This is a genomic window from Cyanobacteria bacterium FACHB-DQ100, from assembly GCA_014695195.1.
Taxonomy (GTDB): domain Bacteria; phylum Cyanobacteriota; class Cyanobacteriia; order Leptolyngbyales; family Leptolyngbyaceae; genus Leptolyngbya.
In genome coordinates this window covers 162,170-185,404 of record JACJNW010000023.1, presented here as the reverse complement: position 1 = coordinate 185,404, position 23,235 = coordinate 162,170, and the positions used below count along the sequence as shown (strand labels likewise).

The following is a 23,235-nucleotide window of genomic DNA, read 5'->3' as shown; positions in this document are numbered from 1 at the left end:
AATGAAGCCTGAAATGCTTATCAGGAAGAAAAATCAAGAGGAGCAGGCGAGCCGATCGTCCTTTTTTGATACATTTGCTTGACAGTGATTCCAAACTCCTTTAAGTTCCTTATTAGTAACTTATGTCAATTAAGATAGAATTTGCGGGCAGATTACTGCGAGTTCTAGCTAGTTTGGGCATCTCGAGTCCTGGTGGAACACTTCAATATGACTATGAAAAGACGGCTTTTTTTGGCTTCTGGTGCAGCGATCGCCGCTGTGACTGCCCATCAAATTTGGGGATTCAACACCGAACAATCGATCGCCGCACCCCGCGTTCTCAATCTCTACTCTGCTCGTCACTACGACAGCGATAACGCTGTCTATCAAGGCTTTACTCAAAAAACAGGCATCAAAGTTAACTTGGTGGAAGCGGATGCCGACAAGCTGATCGAGCGGATTAAAAGCGAAGGCGCAAACAGTCCCGCAGATGTTCTACTCACCGTGGATGCAGGACGGTTGTGGCGTGCCCAACAGGAGAACTTACTCCAGCCTGTGCGGTCTTCGAGGCTCACCAGTGCAATTCCTAAAAACCTGCGCGAACCCGGTGGACACTGGTTTGGCTTTACTCGGCGGGCGCGGGTGATCGTGTACAACAAAGACCGCGTGAAGCCGTCTGATCTCTCGACCTACGAAGATTTAGCCAATCGGAAATGGAAAGGACGGATTGTCGTGAGATCGTCGAGCCATGTGTATAACCAATCGCTCACAGGGTCGATGCTGGCAAAACATGGTCCTCAAAAGACCGAAGAATGGGCGCGGGGACTGGTCGCAAACTTTGCGAGATCGCCTGAGGGCAATGACACCGCTCAGATTAAAGCAGTCGCCGCCGGACAAGGCGATCTCACCCTGGTTAATACCTATTACGTAGTGCGTCTAGCTAAGTCCAACAAACCGGAAGACAAAGAGATCGCTTCTAAAATCGGAGTCTTTTTCCCGAATCAGAAAGAGCGAGGCACTCACGTCAATATCAGCGGTGGTGGCGTAGTCAAAACGGCTCCCAATCGTGAAGCAGCGGTACAATTTTTGGAATATCTCGCCAGCCCGGAAGCTCAGGCCATCTTTGCGGGAAGCAACAACGAGTATCCAGCGGTAAGAGGTGCGACGATCGATCCGGTCTTATTAAGCTATGGTAGGAACTTCAAAGAAGATCCGCTGAATGCTTCGGTGTTTGGTAAAAACAATGCAGAAGCGCTAAAAATCATGGATCGCGCAGGCTGGAAATAGCAGAAATCTCAATGTCAACGCTGTTTGATTTGATTGCGAAAGGCGGTCCCGTAATGATTCCAATTGCGGGACTGTCGATCTTGACGATCGCTTGTGGTTTGGAGCGATCGTTGTTTTGGTCAAAAGTATTACGGGGCGAAGACCGCATCGCTCACCGAATCTTGGATGCAGCTCGATTTGATTTGCTTGAAGCGCGATCGATTGCAGAAGCCGCAACGAATTTGCCGATTGCACGGTTCATGTTAGCAGGGCTGAAACTTGATCAGCCTTCTCCCGAAACGATGCGATTGGCGCTCGAAGCAGCGGGCGATCGGGAATTTGTGCAGATGCGAAAGGGCGATAAGCTGCTTGAAACGGTGATTGCAATGGCTCCATTGTTGGGGTTGTTGGGAACAGTCACCGGATTAATTATCACGTTCTTTAATCTCCGAGTTGGAGGTGGAACAACGGTTGACACGAATAAAGCTGCGGCTGGAATCGCCGAAGCCTTAATCACCACCGCAGGCGGCATGATCGTGGCGATCGTGGCACTGGGCATTTTTCGGCTGTGTGTGGCGTTGCAGGCGAATCAGGTTGATTATTTTGCGGATATGGGCAGCGAGTTGGAGTTAATTTATCGCCAATGGTATGAGCGCAAACGAGAAGATTAAACTTCCTGTCCGAGTGCGGCAAGTTGCGCTCGTGCTTTTTGCAAAGATTCAAACCACTCTCGTTCGGGATCGCTATCTGCTACAATTCCCGCGCCAACCTGCCCCCAAACGATCGCGCTCTCTTCCTGACGTGCATACAACAACGTGCGAATCAGAATGTTGAGATCAAGATTTCCACGTCGATCGAGATAACCACAAGAGCCATAAAACAAACTGCGCCGCACAGGTTCTAACGCTTCAATAATCTCCATGCACCGGACTTTCGGGCATCCGGTAATGGTTCCACCCGGAAACAGAGCGCGAATCACATCGATCGAATTAGACTGTGGCTGTATCTTGCCGATCACATTGCTGACTAAGTGCATCACATGGCTATAGCGTTCGATCGCGAGTAATTCATCAACCTGTACACTGCCCCATTCACACACTCGTCCCAAATCATTACGCTCTAGATCCACTAGCATAATGTGTTCAGCTTGCTCTTTAGTGTTGCCGAGTAATTCTTGAGCTAGATCGCGATCGTGTTCGATTGTGGTTCCACGCGGACGAGTTCCAGCGATCGGGCGGGTTTCTGCGATTCCATCTTTTAGTTTGACCAATCGTTCTGGAGAACAGCTAATCACATCCCCCCAAGGCGTTTTCCAATAGCTGGCAAACGGTGAGGGATTAATGGATTGCAGCGATCGATAAATTGTCCAGCTTTCAGCTTCGGTTCTCGCTTCAAATCTCAGAGATAAATTAGCTTGAAAAATATCACCCGCCCGGATGTGTTGTTTAGCCTTGAGAACGATCGCTTCATAGTCCGTTTGCTTCATGCAGAACTGAGTCTCAAATGCTGAACTTTTGAAGGAGGTTTGAACTAAATTTGATAGCCGTTTCTCAAGCTGATCCAATTGAGGTTGATTACTTGCCGCCAACCATAAAACTTGCTGCTCGTGATCTAACACCGCAAAGCATTCTGGCTCATACCAAAACGCCACCGGAAACGGTAAAGTCTCTGGTTTGAGATACGGAAGCCGCTCAATTTCCCAAGCAAGATCATAGCCCAACCAACCCAACCAACCGCCCGTAAACGGTAAATGCTCTGGCGCTTGAGACGGGATTTCCTGCTCGATCAACTGATTGAGAAACGGCAAAATTTCTCCGATCGCAGGTGTCCAAACTCTAGCCGCTCTAGGCTGTCCCGCGCAGATAGAAAAGCGCCCCAACTGCGGATAGTCCGGCGATGCTGGAGAAGGACTTTCTAATAAAGCTGCAATCTTATCCTGCAAAAACAAAGCAGCAAACACTTCTGAACCTGTGCGCTGATGCAATGGAATCGATCGCCAAACCCAAGGAAGCAACATAAAAGAAAACAGCAACAACGTAAGCTAACGACAGTTCGACGAGTCTTTCTGCTTCGTTGAGTGCGGCGATCCGAATCCATCATCAAAGCAAGTTACTTCTGTCTCACTGACATTAAGCCTTATCCTACGATGTGCTGTTCCAAATTAGTGTGTCAGCAGTGCCACCGGAAAATCTTTCAGGGCATCTTTGAGCGCGATCGTGCTTCCAGTATGTTCAGTCTCAGAGATCGCATTCTTCCAACCTGAAGCGGGAAGCTCAATTGCAGTATCTGCCCAAATTTCGCCAATTGGCAGTTGATTCGGTTGAATCAATCGGGTGAAAAATCTGGGTGCGATCGTCACCACCATTTGACCTGCATCTTTACGCGCAAAGGCAATGATGTGATCTTTGAACTTTCCGGTTGCTTCTAGCGGAATATACTCGCCACTGAGAAAGACCGACTTGAATTGATTCCGCACTTTTAGCGCTTGCAGTGTCAGGAACAGCTTCACTTGTCCGTCTTCTGGCTTTTCTAAAAGTTTTGGCATTAACGCTGAGGGTGCTGCGGCTTGCATCGCATCTAGAAACGCTTCACGGATTGTAAAATCAACCGGACGGCGATTATCTGGATCAACCAAACTGAGATCCCAAAGTTCAGTGCCTTGATAAAAATCAGGAATACCCGGAGAAGTAATTTTGATCAAAGCTTGGGATAAAGAATTGAAAATCCCATAGTGCGAAATCTTCTGCTGGAAGGGCAGGAATTCTTTGAGAAACTGATCGTCCGCTAGAATTGCTTTCACAAAGTTAGTGCAAGCTTCTTCATAGGCACTATTTGGACGTAACCAAGCCGTAGAGACTTTCGCTTCTCGAATTGATTTGATCGCGTACTGCTCGACCCGATCGACAAACCCATCCATTTCGCTTTCCTGAAACGGATACGCCCCCACTAACGTTTGATAGAACGCATACTCGTCATTCGCGCTGGGCATCGACGCTTTCTTGTGTTGAATCTTGTATTGATGATTCATTTCACGCCATTTTTGTACTTGCGCTTGCCATTCATCAGGAATTTCCGAAAGCACATTAATTCTGGCACGAAGGTCTTCGCCCCGTTTTGTATCATGTGTAGAAGTTGCATTCATTGCAACGTTCCAATGCTGTTGCCGATACTGATTAAACTGGTGAAACTCGGTTGTACTAATACCAAATCGACCCGGATCACCACCGACTTCATTTAGAGAAATCAAGCGGTTGTACACAAAGAATGCAGTATCTTCAACGCCTTTTGCCATCAGCGGCCCGGTGTACTGCTGAATCCGCATTGCAAAATAAAGCCATTGTTCTTTATCTTTTGCCGTGAGCGAATCATCGTATTCAAGCAGCAGCACTTTTTCGATAAAATCTAATTCCTTTTGTGAAAAAGGTTGATTTTCGCGAGCAATCTCGATCGCATTTTTGACGTAATTACGATCGTCCTCTGCAACTCCCTCTTCAGTGGTGTAAGTGCGATAGATCGAAAATTGAATTAGGACTTCAGCGATCGCGCGTTTCAAGCCATTAATCGTGAAGTCATTTCCGTAGCGATCTTTAAGCGAAATGTCTTTTAGCAAGGTGGCTAAATTATCTAAATCGCCTGCCAAATTCTTATCAAGAATCAAGCGCTTCTTATCAAGCACAACTTCTTCAAAAGGAATCGATCGACCCTGAATCCGTTGATAAATTTCATCAAAGCGCGGCTCGTTTTGCACATCACAAAACACGCTATTGAGGTAATTCAAGTAGTCGTATCCTGATGTTCCTTGAATACTCCAATCTTTTGGCAGATCTTCTCCAGGCTGTAGAATCTTTTCTGCGACAATGTACGTATCGCCTACTTTCTCCTGTAGCCGATGTAGATATTGTTTTGGATTGGAGAGACCATCAATATGATCAATTCTAAGTCCGGTAACTTTACCCTCTTGGATGAGCTGAGCAATGAAATTATGCGTGTAGTTAAACACTTTTTGCTCTTCAATTCTCACCGAAATTAGCTCATTGACTGTAAAAAATCTGCGATAGTTGATTTCCTCGGCTCCAACCTTCCAATAAGATAAACGGAAAAACTGCTCTGACAATAGCTTGTCTAACCAATCCACGCTGTGCGAATTGCCTGCTTCACCGTTGAAAAATTGAATATTTTCATCAATAAAAGTTTTAACTTCAGGATTTCCTTCATACAGCTCCCAAAGCAATCCTTTAACGAATTCAGCTTGGTCTTGTCTCTGTTTACCACCCGACTCAGCAGGTAAGCTTTTTAACATATAGAGAACAGCAAGAAGCTTAACAAAATCAGGATTTCTTCTTCCTAAAGTTTTAGCTAATTTTCCTAAATCGCGAGTTAGAAAGATCGAATAAGATTCAAGCCTTAAAGGAACTCGAAGTGCATAATAATTAACTGATAATCCCTCTTGACCGTACTGAAGTTTGATATCTCCATTCTCTAAGCAGGAGCCATAAAAGTCCCCCAGTAACGGCGCGAGAATCGGTTCTTGACTGCTTCTAAAGGGCGAATTCCAAGCCAGATCAAAGAACTGCAAATATTCTGAATCAAAGCCGTTTTCTAAAACGTCCATTAGATAGCGATTATTGCTGTCGTAAGACATATGATTTGGCACAATGTCTTGCAGCCATCCCATATTGTGATGCTGTAATTTTTCGACGAGTTGATCAAACACTTCTGGTGTCCCTAATTCTGGATTGAGTTGTGTCGGATCAACTACATCATATCCATGACTACTACCCGCTTTCGCCTTAAAAATAGGAGACGCATAGAAGTCAGAAATGCCTAACTTTGCCAGATAGCCCACAATTTTGGCAGCCGCTTCAAACGGAAACTCTTGACGTAATTGAACTCGATAAGTTGCTAGTGGAATTCGCATAAGTCCTCAATTAATAGCGTTCATAAACCACAAAACTTTGTGCGCTCACTTGCCCACTTTCGCCGTGCTGCCCTTTTTCTGGCGCGGTCACGCTTGTGTGTGCCGAAGGCAGCGCTTCCTTGCCCATCCAGCGATCGTCTGATGAATCTAACAGCTTCCGCCACTGCCCATCTGGAAACTCAAAAGTTTGCTCCGACTGGTTGAAACTCATCAGAATTAACAGCGTTTGTTCAGCGCTCGATCGCTGCAACCAAACAAACTGCTTTTCTTCTTCAGCGCAAGCTGAAATCGAATCACGATCGCGATTGATTAATGCAGGCAGCGATCGACGCATTCTCAATAATTCCTGATAAAACTCCCAGAGGGTTTTATACTTCCCGGCCTGATGGCGCTCCCACTGCAAAATGCATTCTTCATAAGTTTGCACAGCTTCAGGATCAGGCGGTTCACCATCAAAATGAAAGTGTTTAAACTCTGCTTTTCTGCCTTGCCGCACCAGTCGAATTAACTCAGGATCAGAATGGCTGACAAAGTAGGTAAAGGGCACTTCTTCTCCGTATTCTTCACCCATAAACAACAGCGGAATATATGGTGAAAGAATGATTGCTCCTGCCGCCAACTTCAAGCCTTCAAATGAAATTAATTGCGATAACCGCTCTCCTTTCATTTGATTACCGATTTGATCATGGTTTTGAATACAAACTACAAATTGAGTCATTGCACAATCGGTTGCAGGCGCACCATGAAAGCGCATCCGATGGGGGGCATATTTCCAGTCATAAACAAACGTTTCACGATACGCTTTTGCTAGATCTTCACAGGTACCAAAATCCTGATAATACCCAACATCTGATCCCGTTAACAAAGCGTGTAAAGCATGATGAAAATCATCGCTCCACTGTGCATCTAATCCAAATCCATTCGCTTGCTTCGATCGCACTAATTTCACATCGTTTAAATCACTTTCAGCAATTAGGTAGAGCTTGCGGTTCTGCTGGCGTGAAAGGTCATCAACGCGATCTGCGAGTTCGGATAGAAAATGTCGTGCACCAAGATCGTAAATTGCGTGTACCGCATCTAATCTCAGCGCATCAATGTGAAATTCTTTCAGCCAGTACAGCGCATTTTCTATAAAATAGCTGCGAACACAATGACTATGAGCATCATCGTAGTTAATTGCTTGACCCCAAGGGGTTTTGTAGGTTTCAGTAAAGTAATCCCCATACTGATGAATGTAAGTTCCTTCAGGACCGAAATGGTTGTACACCACATCCAACATCACAGAAATTCCGTGTTGATGACAGGCATCAACTAGCTTTTTCAGACCCGCTACACCGCCATAAGAATTCTGTACCGCATAAGGATAAGTCCCGTCATATCCCCAGTTGCGATAAGCCTTTGGATCGTCGGTTCTACTGTCTCCGGGAAACTGTGCGATCGGCATAAGTTCGATCGTCGTAATTCCCAATTCTTGTAACGTTTGCAATCGCGGAATAATTGCCTCAAACGTTCCCTCTGGCGTAAACGTTCCAACATGCAACTCATAGATCACCATCTCTTCTAAGGTGATCCCTTTCCATTCCCCGTCATGCCACTCAAACTGATGATCTACAACTGCTGAAGCTTCATGCACCCCGAATGGCTGGAATTGCGAGGCGGGATCAGGATAAGACTGCTGATCATCCAGCCGATAACGGTACTGCGCCCCCGGTTTGACATCAGAAACGATCGCGCTCCAATATCCCTCAGCCTTCTGCGCCAATTCGACCGATCGCTCACCCAATTCCAAGGTCACACTCTGCGATCGCGGTGCCCAGACCGTAAACTCAGCGCGATCGTCGCCTAAATACCAAGCCCCTACTTTCATAGCAATATCGATGAAGGTTCAGCAAATTCCCGCCAATTGTTCCCGCACGTTGAAAAACGTTACAATCAGCTTGCTGTCACAGTATCTGAATTGCCCCGATTGGCTTATCTATCTGAAGTGGGAGTCAAGGGATGAAATTTTATCAGAGCAAACACCCAATCGGACGATCGCTGCAAGGAAATTTTTCGCTTCGGTTTGAGCGCTGCCCCGGATCTTAAGCAAAAAATTTAGAAAGCTTTCGGGCTTCGACAGAAGTTTATTCTGATGTCGAAGCCATCTAAAAATGGTGCCGATCGCAGCAACATTTCTTAAGTCTAAAGAAACACCCGATGTTGCAGTGACGGCATTTGTCGCCGGACTTGCTCTAATCGCCCTGGAATGATTTCCGCGATCGCCACTCCCGGCATTTCTCCGGCATCCGCCAAAATCACACCCCACGGATCGATAATCATCGCGTGCCCGTGAGACTGCCGCAGCGAATTGTGTCGTCCAGTTTGAGCAGGCGCAATTACATAGCACGTATTCTCGATCGCTCTTGCCTGTAACAACACCTGCCAGTGATCCTTCCCGGTATGCGCCGTAAACGCAGCTGGAACAAACAACACCTCTGCGCCCATCTGAGTCATCTGGCGATACAGTTCAGGAAATCGCACGTCGTAACACACCGACAGGCCAATACTGCCCAGCTCTTTCGACGGGTGGATTGGCGGCACTCGCGTTCCGGCTACCACGGTTGCCGACTCGCGGTAAGTATTGCCATCGGGGAGATTCACGTCAAACAGGTGCACCTTCTGATAGCGGGCAAGTTCTTGACCATTCGGAGCCACCAACAGGGCTGTGTTGTAAACCCTGCCTTGCTCCACCGGAACCGGATAGCCACCGCCCAAAATCGTCACCTGAAAGCGTTGCGCCATCATCTTGAGGAATTTCTCACTCTCAAGCGCGATCGTTTCCGCCTGGGCAAGCTTGGCTTCTTCGTCCCCCAAAAACGAGAAATTTTCGGGCAAACCAATTAACTCTGCGCCCCGGCGAACCGCCAGATCAATCAATTCTTCTGCTTGTGCCAGATTCTTGTGCAGATCAGGCAAGCTATTCATTTGTACAGCGGCAGCTAAGTAAGACTTCATAGGATCAACTCACGGAATAGGTTAGAGAATAGCTCTAAATTTTACCGAGTTTTTAAAGCAGCTTTAAGTGAGCAAAATCACCTCTGGAAATTGCTCACTTACTACTTTAGACTGCGGTGATCCCGATCGAGATATCTTTTCTATAAATCCGATCGCTCTGGCGGATTATGATGCACCACGAGATGCACCATCGAGTTAATCGTGCCCGCAATTCCTGCAACTAATAAAAACATCATCAGCATCGCCAATGCCGAAAATGGCGATACCACAAATAAGATTAGCAACGTCATCACTAAGAGCGACACTACAGCCCGGTTCATATTCAACTCCTACGCTTGAAAGCCGTTTTCACCTTAGCGATGCAAGATAGGATTTGCCCTCTAACGAAAGCCACAGTTCAATTTATCCAAGCACAGAAAGCGTAAAATTCCTTCACGGTTGCATTGCAAACATTCAAGTTATGATCACGCCTAATGAGCGATCGAGCGCGATCGTCAAGAGCAGGTTAAACCTATAAATTCTGTGCAATTTCCCCGGCAATCACTGTTATGAATGAATGGCAAAAAGACTGGTTTGAAATGTTTGACACGATCGCGGATCAGATTGAAGGTTTTTTTCTCGATGTGGCGTTAGATGTGACCGAAGCGCTGAATGGAATGGTTGAATTTTCAGAAGAAGTTTCATCACATCTAAACTCGGCGCTCGTCGATGAGGTTGAGCAATCGCTGACGGTCTTAGTTAGCCCAATTTTAGAGGCGTATTTTGGCATCGGAGGAGCGATCGAGGACATCACGCAACCTGTTACCCAAACCGTCGAACCGATGCTGAAGCAGCATCCGGTCTGTTCGGGCTGTCGTCACTTTCACGGACAGTATTACGGAGAAAGCTTGCTGATCTGTGGAATGCACCCCTACGGAGTCGGAGAAGGAGCTGAAACCTGCCCGGATAAGGAAGCGGTCAACTGGGGCGTATTTAGTCGCTCAGACGACTCTGAAATCTGGTAGATTGCGCTAGAGGCGCGGACGGGGAGCCGAAGCCATCCGGGGCATCGGAGCCGCCGGTTTCCGCGCCATATGACCATTCTGAGCAGGCGGAACCGCCTTCAAAACTTCCAGGTTGAGCCGATAGCCGACATTACGAACGGTTTGAATTAGATTCGGCTGACGCGGATCGATTTCAACTTTTTTCCTCAGTGAGAGCACATGAGTATCCACAGTCCGAGGGTTATCGATCTCATCGGGCCAAGCGCGTTGTAGAAGTTCAGCCCGGCTCAGCGCCGCTCCACCCGCCTGCGCTAGGACATAGAGCAAGCTAAATTCTTGCGGCGTGAGTTCGATCAGTTCGCCTTTGAATCGCACTCGTCGATGCACTAAATCGATCTTCAAATCGCCAAAATCGAGGTTGATCGGGGGTGCCGCGACTCGTTGTCGGCGCATCAGTGCTTCTACTCGGGCAAGGAACTCTTGCATTCCAAAAGGTTTAGTCAGGTAGTCATCCGCGCCCGATCGCAGACCTTCGACAATATCAGATTCGGCTGTCCGTGCAGAGAGCATCAAAATTAAACACTGTTGCTGCTGAAGCCAGCGGCAAAATTCCAGGCTGTCACCTAAAGGCATCTCAGAATCGAGGATCACCAGATTCGGTTGGCGAATTAAAAAAACTTCTCGCGCTTGGTGCAGATCAGCGGATTGATGCACTTGGTAGCCCGTCTGCTGAAGATGCCATCCTAGCAGCGATCGCAGGTGCGGATTTCCCTCAACGATTTGTATGTGAATGGCTCCCACGGGGGCTAATATCCTCAAAATGCTTGAGATAAGGGTAACAAAGCTTATCCGGTTCGGTTTGTAACGGGTGCTACCCCATTTAAACGGGTTTAGACGATGACCCACCCCTCGGTATACCGATCTGTAAAATTGCTATACCGATCTGTAGAATTTCGATACAAACCGAGAGACTCCGGGACAAAATGTTAATGTTAGGTAATACCACTGTGAGTCCGATGTCAAACGGCATCTATATTCTCGTCGATCGCATATGCTTCAAGATTCATTGACGATCCGTTACTATCAACGCCTCTCCGACAACCTCGTCGAACTCTGGAACCGTGGCTATCGCTTTGATGATCTACGGCTTTATCTGGACGGCTATTTGTCGGCACTCAGACAGGCTAGCGTTCTAGAGCCGTATCAAATCAATCGGCTTGAAGAGGAAATTACGCGCTACATCTACGATCCGTCTAACTTTGACAGCGTGATGCCGGAACCAGATTATCGATAAAGAAGGGGCACGATCGTGCCCCTTCTTTGTTGAGATTAGGAGGCAAGGGCAACTTCGACGAGTTGTTGCAGTTCGCCTTTCTGATACATTTCGATCATGATGTCCGAGCCGCCGATAAATTCCCCATTGATATACACCTGGGGAATGGTGGGCCAGTTCGAGAAATCTTTGATACCTTGGCGGATCTCGTAATCTTCCAGCACGTCTACGGTTTCATACGGAACACCGAGAGTGTTGAGAATTTGCACGACATTATTAGAAAAGCCGCACATTGGCATTAATTTACTGCCCTTCATGAACACAACGATTTTGTTGTTAGTCAGGAGGGTTTTGATTCGATCTTGAACGTCGGTAGTCATAGGAATTTTACGGGGGTAAAGGAAACGTCAGTTTTTCGTTGCCCATTCTTCGGGCGTGTAGGTATTCAGTGAAAGTGCATGAATTGCCTCGGATGCCATCGCTTGCTGAACCGCACCATAAACCAGTTGGTGCTGTTGAACTCGCCGCTTTCCAGCAAATGCCGGGGAAATTACCGTCACCTCAAAATGTTCACCATCTGGGCTGACCGCTGTAACTTGGGCATCCGGCACTCCTGCTTTGATCATTGCCTCAACTTGATCCGGGCTAATCATGCTTTCTCCTCGTGGTTAAATCGATCGCTCGCTTTTCTAGTCTAGCGGTTGATGCTAGCGGATATAGAGAAAAACTTGCTATCGAATTCTTTTCCATTGCTGAATGGCTTTTTGTGCTTCGGCGTACACTTGAGGGCGATCTTTGGGAACGAGTTGCGCAGCGGCGATCGCTTGCTGGAACTGCTTCTGGGCGGCACGTTGGCGGGCGATGTCGAGAATGTTACGGCTCCAGCGATCGATATCTTGCTGTGCTTGAGCGTAAAGCGGATCACTAGGGGGAATTTCACGGGCGCGATCGATGGCTTTACTGGCATCAGACGCGAGGGTGGGCTTGATCAGCGATCGAGCTTCGTTCAGGGTTTGCGCGGAGGAGTTTGTCGCTGGATTGGCGGATGCGCTTGGAGAGGCGATCGCTTGGGGAGAAGCCTCAGTTTTTGCAGTCTGCTGACCTCCCGTAAAGGCTGACCAGTTGCGGAACAACACACCGAGCAGCAAGATCAGCAGAATTGCACTTCCGCCAAAGATTAGCCGCTCCCAAAACATCTGATTGTACTGAGGTTCTTCAGGGGGTAAAGGTGGAATTGGGTCTGGATCAGATTGAGTTGGGGCTTCAGGCAAGCTCAGGTCGGGTACGGGGTCTGGCTCGATTTCAACTGGATCAAGGATAAATTGTTCTGGAAGATCTGCGTGGGGCGGTATATCTCCTGCGGTTGCACCCATGATCGTCGGTTGAGCCGCGAAATTATAGAATGACGGATCGCCGTCTGCGCTCAGATATAAATCATCCTGGATGGCAAATGGATTTGAGGATGCCGCTACCCAGGATTCTGTTTCCGCCCAGTTTACAGGCATGATGACTTGATAAAGCTGCTGTGGGTCGGAGACGACTAGCACTGGATCTTGAATGGGTCGATCGTTGTGATCGCACAATTCCGGCAGACGCGCCTTGAGGAACTCTTCTAAAGCAGACAACGTAGAGCATTGATGCGATCGCAATCCTTCGATCAATGCCTGAGTAAATAAGCCGTGATTGTGGGCGGGTGCTTCGTGAGAAAACTGCTCAGGACGACAAGATAAAAACGTCGGAATACCCGATTCACGCGCCAGCGCGATGGTTTGTGTTCCAACTTTTTCGTTGGAAACGGATGCCGAACGATTGATATCGAGCAATACCAGAATCTTTTGAGTGGGGAGCGATCGCAAGGTTTGAAACAGCGATCGGACTGATATTCCTGTTTCTTGAACGCGAGTCGGATCGCCATCGATCGGAAGCAAATAATCTTCGCCATCTGTACAAATACTGTAGCCGCTGAAGTAATACCACAGACCCTCTTCAGGCTGGAGCTTATCTTTAAGAACGGCTAACCAATGCAGTAAATTTGCGGAGGTGGGATCGGTGGAATGCTCGAACAATTCCGGTGAAGTATCGGTAAGCAACAAACAATGTTCGGGTAAAAAACCAGCATCACCGACCAGATTTTCACAGAGAGATTGGGCATCTGGTTGGGCAAAATGAAGGGGTTGAAGGAACTGGTAGTGATTGATTCCGATAGCGATCGCCCAATAGTTGCTCATCCCAACACCTCGACTGTTTCTAGAGACTCGCGCAGTTCTCGCGCTAACACATCATATGAAAAAAACGCTTTTTTGCAACAAAAACCTAACCCTCAACTAACATGAATCGCAGCTTTTCTATTGTTGTTCGTTCTTTGACTCCTATGGCTTTTCGTTCTTCGTTGGTTCTGAGTTTGCTGACATTTGGGTGTGCGATGTGGAGTATTGAGGCGATCGTTGCGCCGATCGCGACTGAGGCATATACGTCTCGGATTGAGGTGACGCTCGATCGAGGGTCGAGTGAGACTTATGAAAGCTTGGTGCGACGAGCGGAGTTAGTGGCGCGGACTGCCGCGCAGCGGGGATTCGATCGGGATTTGTTAGCTAGCGAGATGTCCATTGTAATCGTGGGGCGCAATGGTGGAATGGCGGCTCCGGTGGTGACGCTGTGGGTGACGCGATCGCAGTGGCAGTCTCTTCCAGATGCTCGGCGCTGGGCGACTTACTATCGAAATTCTGCTGGATTGCTGGGATTTTAGTTGGACAAAATCGCCCTGAATTCAGGGCGATTTCTTTTAATGTGCGTACATTCGATCTAGGCGCAGAAACGTCTGTAGCAGCACGTTCGTGCCTTGAACACATTCTTCAGGCGAAGTGTATTCTTCGTGAGAATGACTAATTCCCGCACGACTCGGAATAAAAATCATCCCCATATCCGTAATTCGTCCAATTTCTTGGGCATCGTGTCCGGCACGACTCGGAAGCTGCATATTCGATAGGTTGAGCGTTTGACACACCTGCTCGATCGTGTTCATAATTCCCGGTGCGGCTAGCGTCGGAAGAATGTGCAAGGTTTGACGCATTTCGATTTCGGTTCCGGTGGCATCGGCGATCGCGCTAATTTCTGCTCTCAGTTGCCCAACCAGTTGTTCCAAGTGCGATTGCGACAAATCCCGCAGATCGATCATTAAATCGACTTCTCCAGGCACAGTGTTCGTCGCATTGGGGGAAACGGTTAAATAACCCACGGTTGCAACTTGATCTCCCGGTGTCTCTAACGCGAGTCGATTGACTGCAAGAACGATTTGCGCTCCGGCGACTAACGCATCTTTCCGCAGATTCATCGGAGTTGTTCCCGCATGGTTTGGGCGACCTTTGATCTTGACTGCAAAGCGATATTGACCGACCACACCTGTAACCACGCCGATCGGAACTTGAGCATTTTCCAAAACGCCGCCTTGCTCAACGTGCAGTTCCACAAATGCAGCAAGATCTTTGCGTTTTGCCGTGGCAATCTGCGACCAATCGCCACCGACTTTAGCTAAACAGTGCTCGATCGATAAACCATCCAATCGGACGTAATACGCTGGATTTTCATGCACTTCACCCGCGATCGCTTTACTGCCAATCACCGATCGTTCTTCGTCGCTGAAGACGATGACTTCGATCGAATGATTTAAGCGAACGTTGTTGTCTTTGAGTGTCCGCACAACCTCGATGCCTGCCAACACCCCCAAACAACCATCAAATGCACCTGCAACTGGAACGGTATCAATGTGTGATCCGGTTGCTAAAGCGGGAGCATTCTCGGATCGACCTGCATAGCGACCGATCACATTTCCTGCCGCATCAATTCGCGTCGTCATGCCAGCTTCTTCCATCCAGGCTTGCACCTGCTGTCTCGCTTGCACATCCGCATCTGTGAACGCGATCCGGCAGACTCCACCGTTTTCGAGTTTGCCGATCGCGGCGAGGTCGGCAATGCTGCGATTTAGGCGATCGCCATTAATCGATAAGCGGGTTGTCGTGGATAAGGGTAAGGGGGTCAGGGTCATACTGTCACCTGTTGTAAAAGACGAAAATAAGCAATCTGGGAAATTTCAGCGATCGCTTGTCGCATCTCTGTGGCTTGGGAATGTTGCAGACGAGTTTCAAACGCTTCGAGAATACTGGTTTTGGTGTGATTCTTGACCGCGATGATAAAGGGAAACCCGAACTGAGATTTGTAGCGCTGATTGAGCGAGTGGAAGCGATCGTACTCGTCGGGTGTGAGGCGATCGAGTCCGGCTCCAGCTTGCTCTTGCACCGAGGCTTCCGCCATTTTTGCTTTACTGCCTAGATCCGGATGGGCACAAATCAGGGCGAGTTGCTGCTCATTACTCATAGTGCTGACAATTTCAAGCATTTTCTGATGCAAATCATCCACGTCCTTGAAGGGTCGCTTTTCCCAGGCTTGAGCCGCGATCGTCGGAGTTTGTTCAAAAATCTCGCCTAATGCTTCGCTAAAGGCGGATTGATTCAGTTGATTGAGTTGTTCGAGCGAGTAAGACATTATTGCAACGGCCCTGTAAGAATCGTTTTGGCGATCGCACCTGTGACAGCGCTAGGAGCTTCCTGGCGCAGTTGGTCGTACCATTGAGCGGTAATTTCAGGATCTTTGCCGTGAATCACCTCGGCACGATTCCGAGCTTTTTTGACGATCGAACTGGTGCGATCTTTGCGAGAGCTTTCGTAACGCTTCAAGGCATCTTCAACGCTAATGTTTGTGGTCAGCAAAAAGTGATTCAGCATATACACATCTTCGAGTGCCTGACAGCCCCCTTGCCCCAAATCTGGACAGGTGGCATGAGCCGCATCACCGAGCAGTGCCACTCGTCCCCGCACCATGCGATCGACTGGGCCGACATCCGAAATTTCTAAGCGATTTGTTTTTTCGGGATCGAGGCGCTGAATCAACGCTTGAACCGGATCAGCCCATCCCTGGAAATGCTCCACCAGTTCAGAGCGAATTAATTCAGGTGGCGCACTAGTTCCCGACGGTAGCGGCACGTCAAAGAAGAAATACAGGCGATTTCCGCCCACGGGCATCATGGAAGCGCGTTGATGATTGCCCACATAAATTGTCCAAGTATTCGCGGGAGTTAAAGCTTCATCCACTTCGACCAATCCGTTCCAGTTCACATAATCGCGGTAAGTCGGCTGCACTTCGCGATCGAGCACATATTGCCGCAGGGTCGATCGCACTCCATCCGCAGCAATCAGTAAGTCACCGGTCGCCTGATGTCCATTTTCAAAGGTTGCCGTCACTTGCTCCCCGTGTTCTTCCACTGCAATACAGCGATGTCCCAGATTCACTTTGCCGGGATACGCATCGAGTAACATCGCTTGCAGGTCTGCGCGTGCAACAGGGTAAGGGCGCTGTCCCACTTCTTCGATCAAAGGCAGAAGGCAAATGTGATTCAGGATTTCGCCTTGGCTGCTGAGATATCGCATCGCATCCATTTGACCCCCGATCGCCGCAATCTTTTCGCCCAGTCCGAAGCGATTCAGCACTTTGACCCCGTTCGACCAGAGCGAAATTCCAGCCCCCCGTGGACGCAGTTCTTGTGCGCGTTCGTAGACCTCGACCTCATATCCAGACTGAGAAAGCGCGATCGCAGCAGTGAGTCCTCCAATTCCGGCACCAATCACGACGACCTTTAAGCGATACATATAGCGATTCCCCCTAGAGATTGAGCGGATCTTTATCTTTCACAGATCCGCCCGAAAAGCGGGTGAACTCCGGGCAGATTTTTCACTGACAGATTTTCACCCCTTGATTGTTACAGATTTCAAGCATACTGTATACAATTGAATTCCGTTCTCGGCATTGAGAAGGATCTATCTTGCAAACCGAAAGAGATTCCAATGCTTGAGCGGTCTAGGTCACGCAACGCTAAAAAATAAAGAGTTGCTAACCCAGAGCAGTACGGTGAAACCGTTCTTTTGAAAGTTCTATACCATGACAAAAGGAGAGTTAGTATCGTGACGAGCAATGTGACCCCCGGAAATCGTCGTGTCTTTATTTGTGGCTCTGCCCTCCGGGGACAGCCTGATCATCAGAATTTACAAGGTGCAGAATTTATTCGGACTGCTGCAACACAACCGCGCTACCGCTTGCACGTTGCGGGAGAGGATTGGCACCCTGCGATTCATGAAGTGGAATCGGGCGGAATTTCGATTCCTGGGGAAGTGTACGAGATGACGCAAGCCCAGTTCAATTACCTCGCTTCAAATGAGCCACCCAATATGTATCCGACCGATGTGTATTTGGATAACGGCGAAGTTGTGACCGCTTTCCTGTATCCCAAGGCACTGATCGATGAGTACAATCTGCCCGACATTTCTAATACTTATGGCGGCTGGGCAGCGTATAAGGCGAGAACTGCTGCTGTTTGATTAATTGAGTACCTTTTCATGATGAATCAGGCGTTAGAGAATCGATTGTTTCTCACTCTCAATGGCGATCGCCTTTGTCTAAAAAATGTGTCGCCTTCGATGACCCTGCTGCAATATCTCCACCAAACTCGCCGCACCGGAACGAAAGAAGGCTGCGGCGATGGGGATTGTGGCGCTTGTACAGTCGCGATCGTCGGTCGCGATGCTGCGGGAGATCCCACGTATCAAGCGGTGAATAGCTGTTTGATTCCGATGGGGGCGATCGCAGGTCGAGAAGTCGTCACGATCGAAGGCATCGCGAACGGAAAATTGCATCCGGTGCAAGCGGCAATGGTTGAAACGGGTGGTTCTCAATGCGGTTACTGTACGCCTGGTTTCATCATGAGTATGTTTGCTGCGTATTATGCGGGCAATGTTGATGATCTTTCAGTCGAAGGGAATTTGTGCCGCTGTACAGGTTATCTACCGATTCGACGGGCAGCGCAACAAGTCACGAATGCTCAACCTTCAGATCAGTTCTCTGAGCGGTTGAAGCAAGCGGACTTAGATCTCAGCCCGATTACATACAGCAATCAGGAACAGCAGTTTTATCGTCCAACGCAGTTATCCGAAGCTTTAGAGTTATTGCAGCAATATCCAGATGCAACGTTAGTGGCGGGAGCAACGGATTTAGGCTTAGAAATGAGCCATCATCGTCAAACTTTTCCGATTTTGATTTCGCTGGAAGGGGTGACGGAACTTCAGCAAATTGAGCAAACCAACGATCGTGTCACCATTGGTGCAGCCGTCCCACTTTATCAAGTCGAAACCAATCTACACGGGATGTTTCCCAGCCTCGATGAAATGCTGCATTTGTTCGCAGCGCGACAGGTGAGAAATCGAGCGACGATCGGCGGCAATATTGGAACTGCTTCACCGATTGGGGATTTACCTCCGGTTTTGTTGTCGCTTGATGCAGAAATCGCAATCGCGAGTTTAACCGGGGTGCGATCGTTACCATTAATGGAATTCTTCAAAGGCTATCGTCAAACTGACCTAAAACCTAGCGAAATTATTGTTTCAGTAGCGATTCCGAAAACGATTTCTGAAACTGCTGTTAAACGTTTGAATCATTCCTACAAGATTGGTAAGCGCGGAACTGATGATATCAGCATTGTCGCGGCTGCTTTCACGATCGATCTCGATTCTGATTACAAAATTGTTCATGCTCGATTGGGATATGGCGGAGTTGCAGCCACTCCAGTGAGAGCGATCGCAGTTGAAAACGCGCTAGTCGGTCAACCTTGGACGATCGAAACCGTTCAACAAGTCAAACCCTTATTAAAAGAGATCTTTACTCCATTAACTGACTTACGCGGCAGTGCAGATTATCGAAAGCTGCTGGTTGCAAATTTGTTTGAAAAATTCTTTGTAGAAACGGAGGATCAATCATGAGCGTCGGTCAGCATAAATCCCACGAAAGCGCAGCCCTCCACGTCACCGGAAAAGCCATCTACACCGATGAGCAACGCTTACCCACTGGAATGCTCTCGGTTTATCCGGTAATGGCTCCTCACGCCAAAGCGAAGATTCTCAGGATTGATCATGCTGCCGCATCCGAAGTCGAAGGCTTTGTCACAGTCGTGACTGCGGCAGATGTTCCGGGTTTGAATAATACAGGCGTGATTGTTCACGATGAAATTTTGTTACCGACGGATAAGATTAGCTATTGGGGTCAAGCTGTTGTCTGGACAGTTGGAGAAACCGAAGATGCAGCGCGAGAAGCAGCAGCGAAAATTAAGATCGACTACGAACCGATCGAGCCAATTTTGAGCATCAAAGATGCGATCGCAAAAGACAGCTTTCATTCAAAACTTCCCACGATTAAACGCGGCGAGCCGCAAAGCGCCCTTGCCACTTCTGCCTTCACGCTGAGCGGCGAAGTTTCAATGAATGGTCAAGATCACTTTTACCTTGAAACCCAAGCAAGTTGGGTCATTCCAGATGGTGAAGGGAATTATCAGGTCTATTCATCAACCCAACACCCCACCGAAACCCAAATCATTATCGGTCATGTGTTAAATCTGCCTTCAAATCGAGTCACCGTCACCTGTATTCGCATGGGCGGCGGATTCGGCGGCAAAGAATCTCAAGCGAATCCCTACGCTGCGATCGCTGCGATTGCCGCTCATAAAACAGGTCGTCCGGTGCGGGTGAAGCTCAAGCGATCGCACGATATGATCCTCACCGGAAAGCGCCACGGTTTTCTCGGAACCTATCAGGTTGGCTTCACGGAGACTGGAAGAATCACAGCGCTCGATGTGGATCTCTATGCTGATGGCGGCTGGAGCTTAGACTTGTCGCCGCCTGTGTTGCTACGGGCAATGCTGCACGTCGATAACGCTTACTACATCCCAAATCTAGAAGTGCGAGGCTCGATCGCCAACACCAACAAAGTCTCAAACACCGCCTACCGGGGCTTTGGCGGGCCTCAAGGCATGGTTGTGATTGAGGATATTGTCGATCGCATCGCCCGTACCCTCAATCTCGCACCTGAAATCGTGAGAGAGCGCAACTTTTATCACGGTTCCGGCGAAACCAATACCACACACTACGGTCAAGAAATTGTGGATAACCGCCTCGATCGCGTGTGGAGCGAAGTTCAAGAGAAATCCAATTTTGGAGAGCGAAAATTCGCGATCGCTCAATTCAATCAATCCAATCGCTACAAAAAGCGCGGACTTGCGATTACTCCAGTTAAATTCGGAATTTCTTTCAACAAAACCCAATACAACCAAGCAGGCGCACTCGTTCACATTTACACCGATGGCAGCATTCAACTGAATCACGGTGGAACCGAGATGGGGCAGGGCTTACATACGAAAATGCTGCAAGTCGCGGCAACGACTCTGGGTGTGAACGTCGATCGTTTCCGTATGATGCACACCAGCACCGATAAAGTCCCCAACACTTCCGCGACTGCCGCTTCCAGTGGGGCTGATCTCAATGGTCAAGCCATCAGAATTGCTTGCGAAACCCTCAAAGATCGGCTTGCGACTGTTGCCGCGCAGTTACTCAAACTCGATACGCCCAGTGAATTAGTATTCGAGGACAATTGGATTTACTGCCCTAGCTATCCCAGCACCCGCATCTCATTCGACGAAGTAGTCAACCAGGCTTACGGCTATCGCGTTTCGCTCTCAGCCACTGGATACTATCGCACCCCAAATCTGACTTGGGATAGCGCGACCGGAAAAGGTAGACCCTTCTACTACTACGCTTACGGGGCAGCAGTCAGCGAGGTCGAAGTCGATGGCTTTACGGGAATGTTCAAACTGCGTCAGGTGGATATCGTGCATGACGTGGGAGAATCGCTCAATCCCTTGGTCGATCGCGGTCAGATCGAGGGCGGTTTTGTTCAAGGCATGGGCTGGCTGACCATGGAAGAGCTGGTCTGGGATGCTCAAGGACGGCTCCGCACCGATGCGCCCAGTACCTACAAAATTCCAACGATCTGCGAAGTGCCCGAGGCCTTCAATGTTCACTTATTACAACGTGCAGCCCAAACAGGCGTAATCTACGGCAGTAAAGCGATCGGAGAACCCCCGTTTATGTTGGCACTGTCGGTGCGTGAAGCGATTCGATCAGCGATCGCGGCATTTGGGCAAGTCGATTCTGTGCCGATCCCCTCTCCTGCGACTCCCGAAACGATTTTGTGGGCGATCGAGCAAGTTCGCGCTAGTTCAATTCAACCTGCACTTAGCGAAGTTCGTTAATCGTCCTCAACTTTTAATAGCTGCTCATCGATCGTTTTCAAGCGCGGTCGCACTACTTCCTCAGACAAAATCCGCTTTCTGAGGGCATCGTTCAGCGCGTTTTTCTCCGCCAACAACAATCGCCGCCGCACCGCATCAAAGCGCGAATCGCGAATCGCAATTTCCGTTGCCTTTTCTGATCGCCGATTATAAAAATTTCGCAGCGATCGTTCTGCGGCAGCGATCCGGATTTGATAGCTCGATCTCAATTCTTCATACACCGATTTCGGCAGCACTCCACTCTTCAGCAAAGTATCCAACTCATCTTGTGCTGCCTTTGCGGTCATTAACTGCGACTGCAAGCCTTCAATCCATTGCTGCACTTCGGACGTGTGCGACAGCCTTAATCGCTGCACGGCGAGGGGTAGTCCGACTGCTTGACCCACGAGCGACAACAAAACGGCTCCAAACACAATCACAATCAGCGACTCTCTGCCCACAATCTCCTCTGGCAAACTCAAGACCAGCGCCATCGACAGAGAACCCTTAATATTTCCCAGAAACAACACGTGCTGCCACTTGAGCGGCACAGGTCGATCGAACACTTTCACCAGCGCCAACAGCGGATACACCGCCAGCAATCGACCGATTTGATACGCCAACACCGCCAGCAACACAGCAGGTAGAGCGCGACCCAATGCATCGAGCCGAAGCTCCAACCCAATCAGCAAAAAGATAAACGTATTCACCCCAAACCCGGCATACTCCCAAAAGCTCAGCACCGTAATCCGACTCGATGCCGACACACTTTGAGAGCGCTCCAGATTCCCAATCATCAATCCGGCAATCACAACCGCTACCACGCCCGACACTTGAAGAAATTGACCCAACTGAAACGCACTCAGTGCCACTGCCACCGTCAACAAGATGCTACTCAGCGGATCGTCCTCGGATTGTCGATACAGTCCTACACCCAAGTAGCCCAGCACCAAACCGATCACCATCCCACCGACAATTACGACCACAAACTCACGAATTCCATCAATGACTGTAATATTTCCAGTAGCGTTAAATTTCAAAATCAAACTAAATAAAACGAGCGCAATCCCATCGTTAAATAAACTCTCGCCTTCGACGATCGTGATTAACCGCGATGGCACCGCAATTTCTTTAAACACAGCAATCACCGATACCGTATCCGTAATCGCCAAAATCACTCCCCCTAACAGCGCCGGAATCCACGCGATCGCCAGCCCAAACTTCAAGCCGATCGCCGTCACCCCTACCGCTATCAGCACACCAGGCCCCGCCAGCAGCAAAATGGGCATCAGCGTACTTCTCAACCGCCGAATATCCGTATTAATCGCCGCCTCAAACAGCAAAATTGGCAGAAACAAATTAATAATCAGCGCCGAATCCAGCCCCACTTTACGCGGCAAAAATTCCGCGATCGCCACACCCGCCAGCACCAATCCCGTCACATACGGAACCTGCAACCGTCGCGACAGCAAAGCCACGATCGTTGCCACCAGCAGCAAAATAATCAGTACGGTGACTAACTGCGCGAACTGCCCCTGATCGCTCGTTGCGATCGCCAAAATTTGCTGTGTCATCATTTCTTGATGCTTCTGCCCTGAATCGTCTGTAAAGACCATACTGGATC

21 protein-coding genes are annotated in these 23,235 nt (G+C 48.8%); 8 read left to right on the top strand and 13 right to left on the bottom strand.

Annotated features, from left to right (window positions below; genetic code table 11):
* The first annotated feature begins 207 nt into the window (after positions 1–207).
* Positions 208–1,266, top strand: coding sequence for a Fe(3+) ABC transporter substrate-binding protein (locus H6F51_08990; protein ID MBD1822632.1), 1,059 nt, complete (start codon positions 208–210; stop codon positions 1,264–1,266).
* 11 nt (positions 1,267–1,277) lie between these two features.
* Positions 1,278–1,916, top strand: coding sequence for a MotA/TolQ/ExbB proton channel family protein (locus H6F51_08985; GenBank protein MBD1822631.1), 639 nt, complete (start codon positions 1,278–1,280; stop codon positions 1,914–1,916).
* On the opposite strand, the gene H6F51_08980 is transcribed toward H6F51_08985, so the two are convergent.
* The 5 genes from H6F51_08980 to H6F51_08960 all read right to left on the bottom strand — a co-directional run bounded on the left by H6F51_08980 (position 1,913) and on the right by H6F51_08960 (position 9,477).
* Positions 1,913–3,262, bottom strand: coding sequence for an anthranilate synthase component I (locus tag H6F51_08980; protein ID MBD1822630.1), 1,350 nt, complete (start codon positions 3,260–3,262; stop codon positions 1,913–1,915). The two genes, H6F51_08985 and H6F51_08980, sit on opposite strands and share 4 nt — an antisense overlap.
* A gap of 144 nt (positions 3,263–3,406) precedes the next feature.
* The gene (gene treY, locus H6F51_08975) at positions 3,407–6,163 is read right to left on the bottom strand and encodes a malto-oligosyltrehalose synthase (GenBank protein MBD1822629.1); all 2,757 of its coding nucleotides are present in this window, start codon (positions 6,161–6,163) and stop codon (positions 3,407–3,409) included.
* Positions 6,164–6,173: 10 nt separating this feature from the next.
* On the bottom strand, positions 6,174–8,030 hold the full coding sequence (gene treZ, locus H6F51_08970; protein MBD1822628.1) for a malto-oligosyltrehalose trehalohydrolase: 1,857 nt from the start codon (positions 8,028–8,030) through the stop codon (positions 6,174–6,176).
* Positions 8,031–8,344: 314 nt separating this feature from the next.
* The gene (locus tag H6F51_08965; protein MBD1822627.1) at positions 8,345–9,157 is read right to left on the bottom strand and encodes a carbon-nitrogen hydrolase family protein; all 813 of its coding nucleotides are present in this window, start codon (positions 9,155–9,157) and stop codon (positions 8,345–8,347) included.
* Between the two features lie 140 nt (positions 9,158–9,297).
* On the bottom strand, positions 9,298–9,477 hold the full coding sequence (locus H6F51_08960; GenBank protein MBD1822626.1) for a hypothetical protein: 180 nt from the start codon (positions 9,475–9,477) through the stop codon (positions 9,298–9,300).
* Between the two features lie 228 nt (positions 9,478–9,705).
* Between H6F51_08960 and H6F51_08955 the strand changes: the two genes are divergently transcribed.
* Positions 9,706–10,161 carry a hypothetical protein gene (locus H6F51_08955; protein MBD1822625.1) on the top strand — a complete coding sequence of 152 codons (456 nt, stop codon included), beginning with the start codon at positions 9,706–9,708 and terminating at the stop codon, positions 10,159–10,161.
* A gap of 6 nt (positions 10,162–10,167) precedes the next feature.
* Here H6F51_08955 and H6F51_08950 read toward each other — a convergent pair whose 3' ends face one another.
* The gene (locus H6F51_08950) at positions 10,168–10,941 is read right to left on the bottom strand and encodes a winged helix-turn-helix domain-containing protein (GenBank protein MBD1822624.1); all 774 of its coding nucleotides are present in this window, start codon (positions 10,939–10,941) and stop codon (positions 10,168–10,170) included.
* 250 nt (positions 10,942–11,191) lie between these two features.
* Here H6F51_08950 and H6F51_08945 point away from each other — a divergent pair, with 250 nt between their 5' ends.
* Positions 11,192–11,434, top strand: a complete 243-nt coding sequence (locus H6F51_08945) for a hypothetical protein (GenBank protein ID MBD1822623.1) — start codon at positions 11,192–11,194, stop codon at positions 11,432–11,434.
* A gap of 35 nt (positions 11,435–11,469) precedes the next feature.
* Here H6F51_08945 and grxD read toward each other — a convergent pair whose 3' ends face one another.
* The 3 genes from grxD to H6F51_08930 form a co-directional block, all read right to left on the bottom strand.
* Positions 11,470–11,793 carry a Grx4 family monothiol glutaredoxin gene (gene grxD / locus H6F51_08940; protein ID MBD1822622.1) on the bottom strand — a complete coding sequence of 108 codons (324 nt, stop codon included), beginning with the start codon at positions 11,791–11,793 and terminating at the stop codon, positions 11,470–11,472.
* Between the two features lie 27 nt (positions 11,794–11,820).
* Complete coding sequence (locus tag H6F51_08935; protein MBD1822621.1) at positions 11,821–12,066, bottom strand: BolA/IbaG family iron-sulfur metabolism protein; 246 nt, start codon at positions 12,064–12,066, stop codon at positions 11,821–11,823.
* Between the two features lie 78 nt (positions 12,067–12,144).
* Entirely contained in the window at positions 12,145–13,641 is a 1,497-nt protein-coding gene (locus H6F51_08930) for a caspase family protein (GenBank protein MBD1822620.1), read from the bottom strand.
* A 101-nt stretch (positions 13,642–13,742) separates the two neighbouring features.
* Between H6F51_08930 and H6F51_08925 the strand changes: the two genes are divergently transcribed.
* Entirely contained in the window at positions 13,743–14,159 is a 417-nt protein-coding gene (locus tag H6F51_08925) for a hypothetical protein (GenBank protein ID MBD1822619.1), read from the top strand.
* A gap of 36 nt (positions 14,160–14,195) precedes the next feature.
* Here the strand turns inward: H6F51_08925 and H6F51_08920 are convergent, their stop codons facing one another.
* The 3 genes from H6F51_08920 to hpxO are packed head-to-tail and all read right to left on the bottom strand — an operon-like array spanning position 14,196 to position 17,112.
* The gene (locus H6F51_08920) at positions 14,196–15,455 is read right to left on the bottom strand and encodes a Zn-dependent hydrolase (GenBank protein ID MBD1822618.1); all 1,260 of its coding nucleotides are present in this window, start codon (positions 15,453–15,455) and stop codon (positions 14,196–14,198) included.
* Positions 15,452–15,952, bottom strand: coding sequence for a 2-oxo-4-hydroxy-4-carboxy-5-ureidoimidazoline decarboxylase (gene uraD, locus H6F51_08915; GenBank protein ID MBD1822617.1), 501 nt, complete (start codon positions 15,950–15,952; stop codon positions 15,452–15,454). The genes H6F51_08920 and uraD overlap by 4 nt, the downstream gene beginning before the upstream one ends.
* Positions 15,952–17,112, bottom strand: a complete 1,161-nt coding sequence (gene hpxO / locus H6F51_08910; GenBank protein MBD1822616.1) for an FAD-dependent urate hydroxylase HpxO — start codon at positions 17,110–17,112, stop codon at positions 15,952–15,954. The genes uraD and hpxO overlap by 1 nt, the downstream gene beginning before the upstream one ends.
* Positions 17,113–17,436: 324 nt before the next feature.
* On the opposite strand from hpxO, the gene H6F51_08905 reads away from it, so the two are divergent.
* From H6F51_08905 to xdhB, 3 genes are read left to right on the top strand one after another with little or no spacing between them, the layout of a single operon-like run.
* On the top strand, positions 17,437–17,838 hold the full coding sequence (locus H6F51_08905; GenBank protein ID MBD1822615.1) for a gamma-glutamylcyclotransferase: 402 nt from the start codon (positions 17,437–17,439) through the stop codon (positions 17,836–17,838).
* Between the two features lie 18 nt (positions 17,839–17,856).
* Positions 17,857–19,272 carry a xanthine dehydrogenase small subunit gene (gene xdhA, locus H6F51_08900; protein MBD1822614.1) on the top strand — a complete coding sequence of 472 codons (1,416 nt, stop codon included), beginning with the start codon at positions 17,857–17,859 and terminating at the stop codon, positions 19,270–19,272.
* On the top strand, positions 19,269–21,593 hold the full coding sequence (xdhB, locus tag H6F51_08895; GenBank protein MBD1822613.1) for a xanthine dehydrogenase molybdopterin binding subunit: 2,325 nt from the start codon (positions 19,269–19,271) through the stop codon (positions 21,591–21,593). Before xdhA ends, xdhB begins: the two co-directional genes overlap by 4 nt.
* Here xdhB and H6F51_08890 read toward each other — a convergent pair.
* Entirely contained in the window at positions 21,590–23,185 is a 1,596-nt protein-coding gene (locus tag H6F51_08890) for a sodium:proton antiporter (GenBank protein MBD1822612.1), read from the bottom strand. The genes xdhB and H6F51_08890 overlap by 4 nt on opposite strands.
* Between the last annotated feature and the right edge of the window lie 50 nt (positions 23,186–23,235).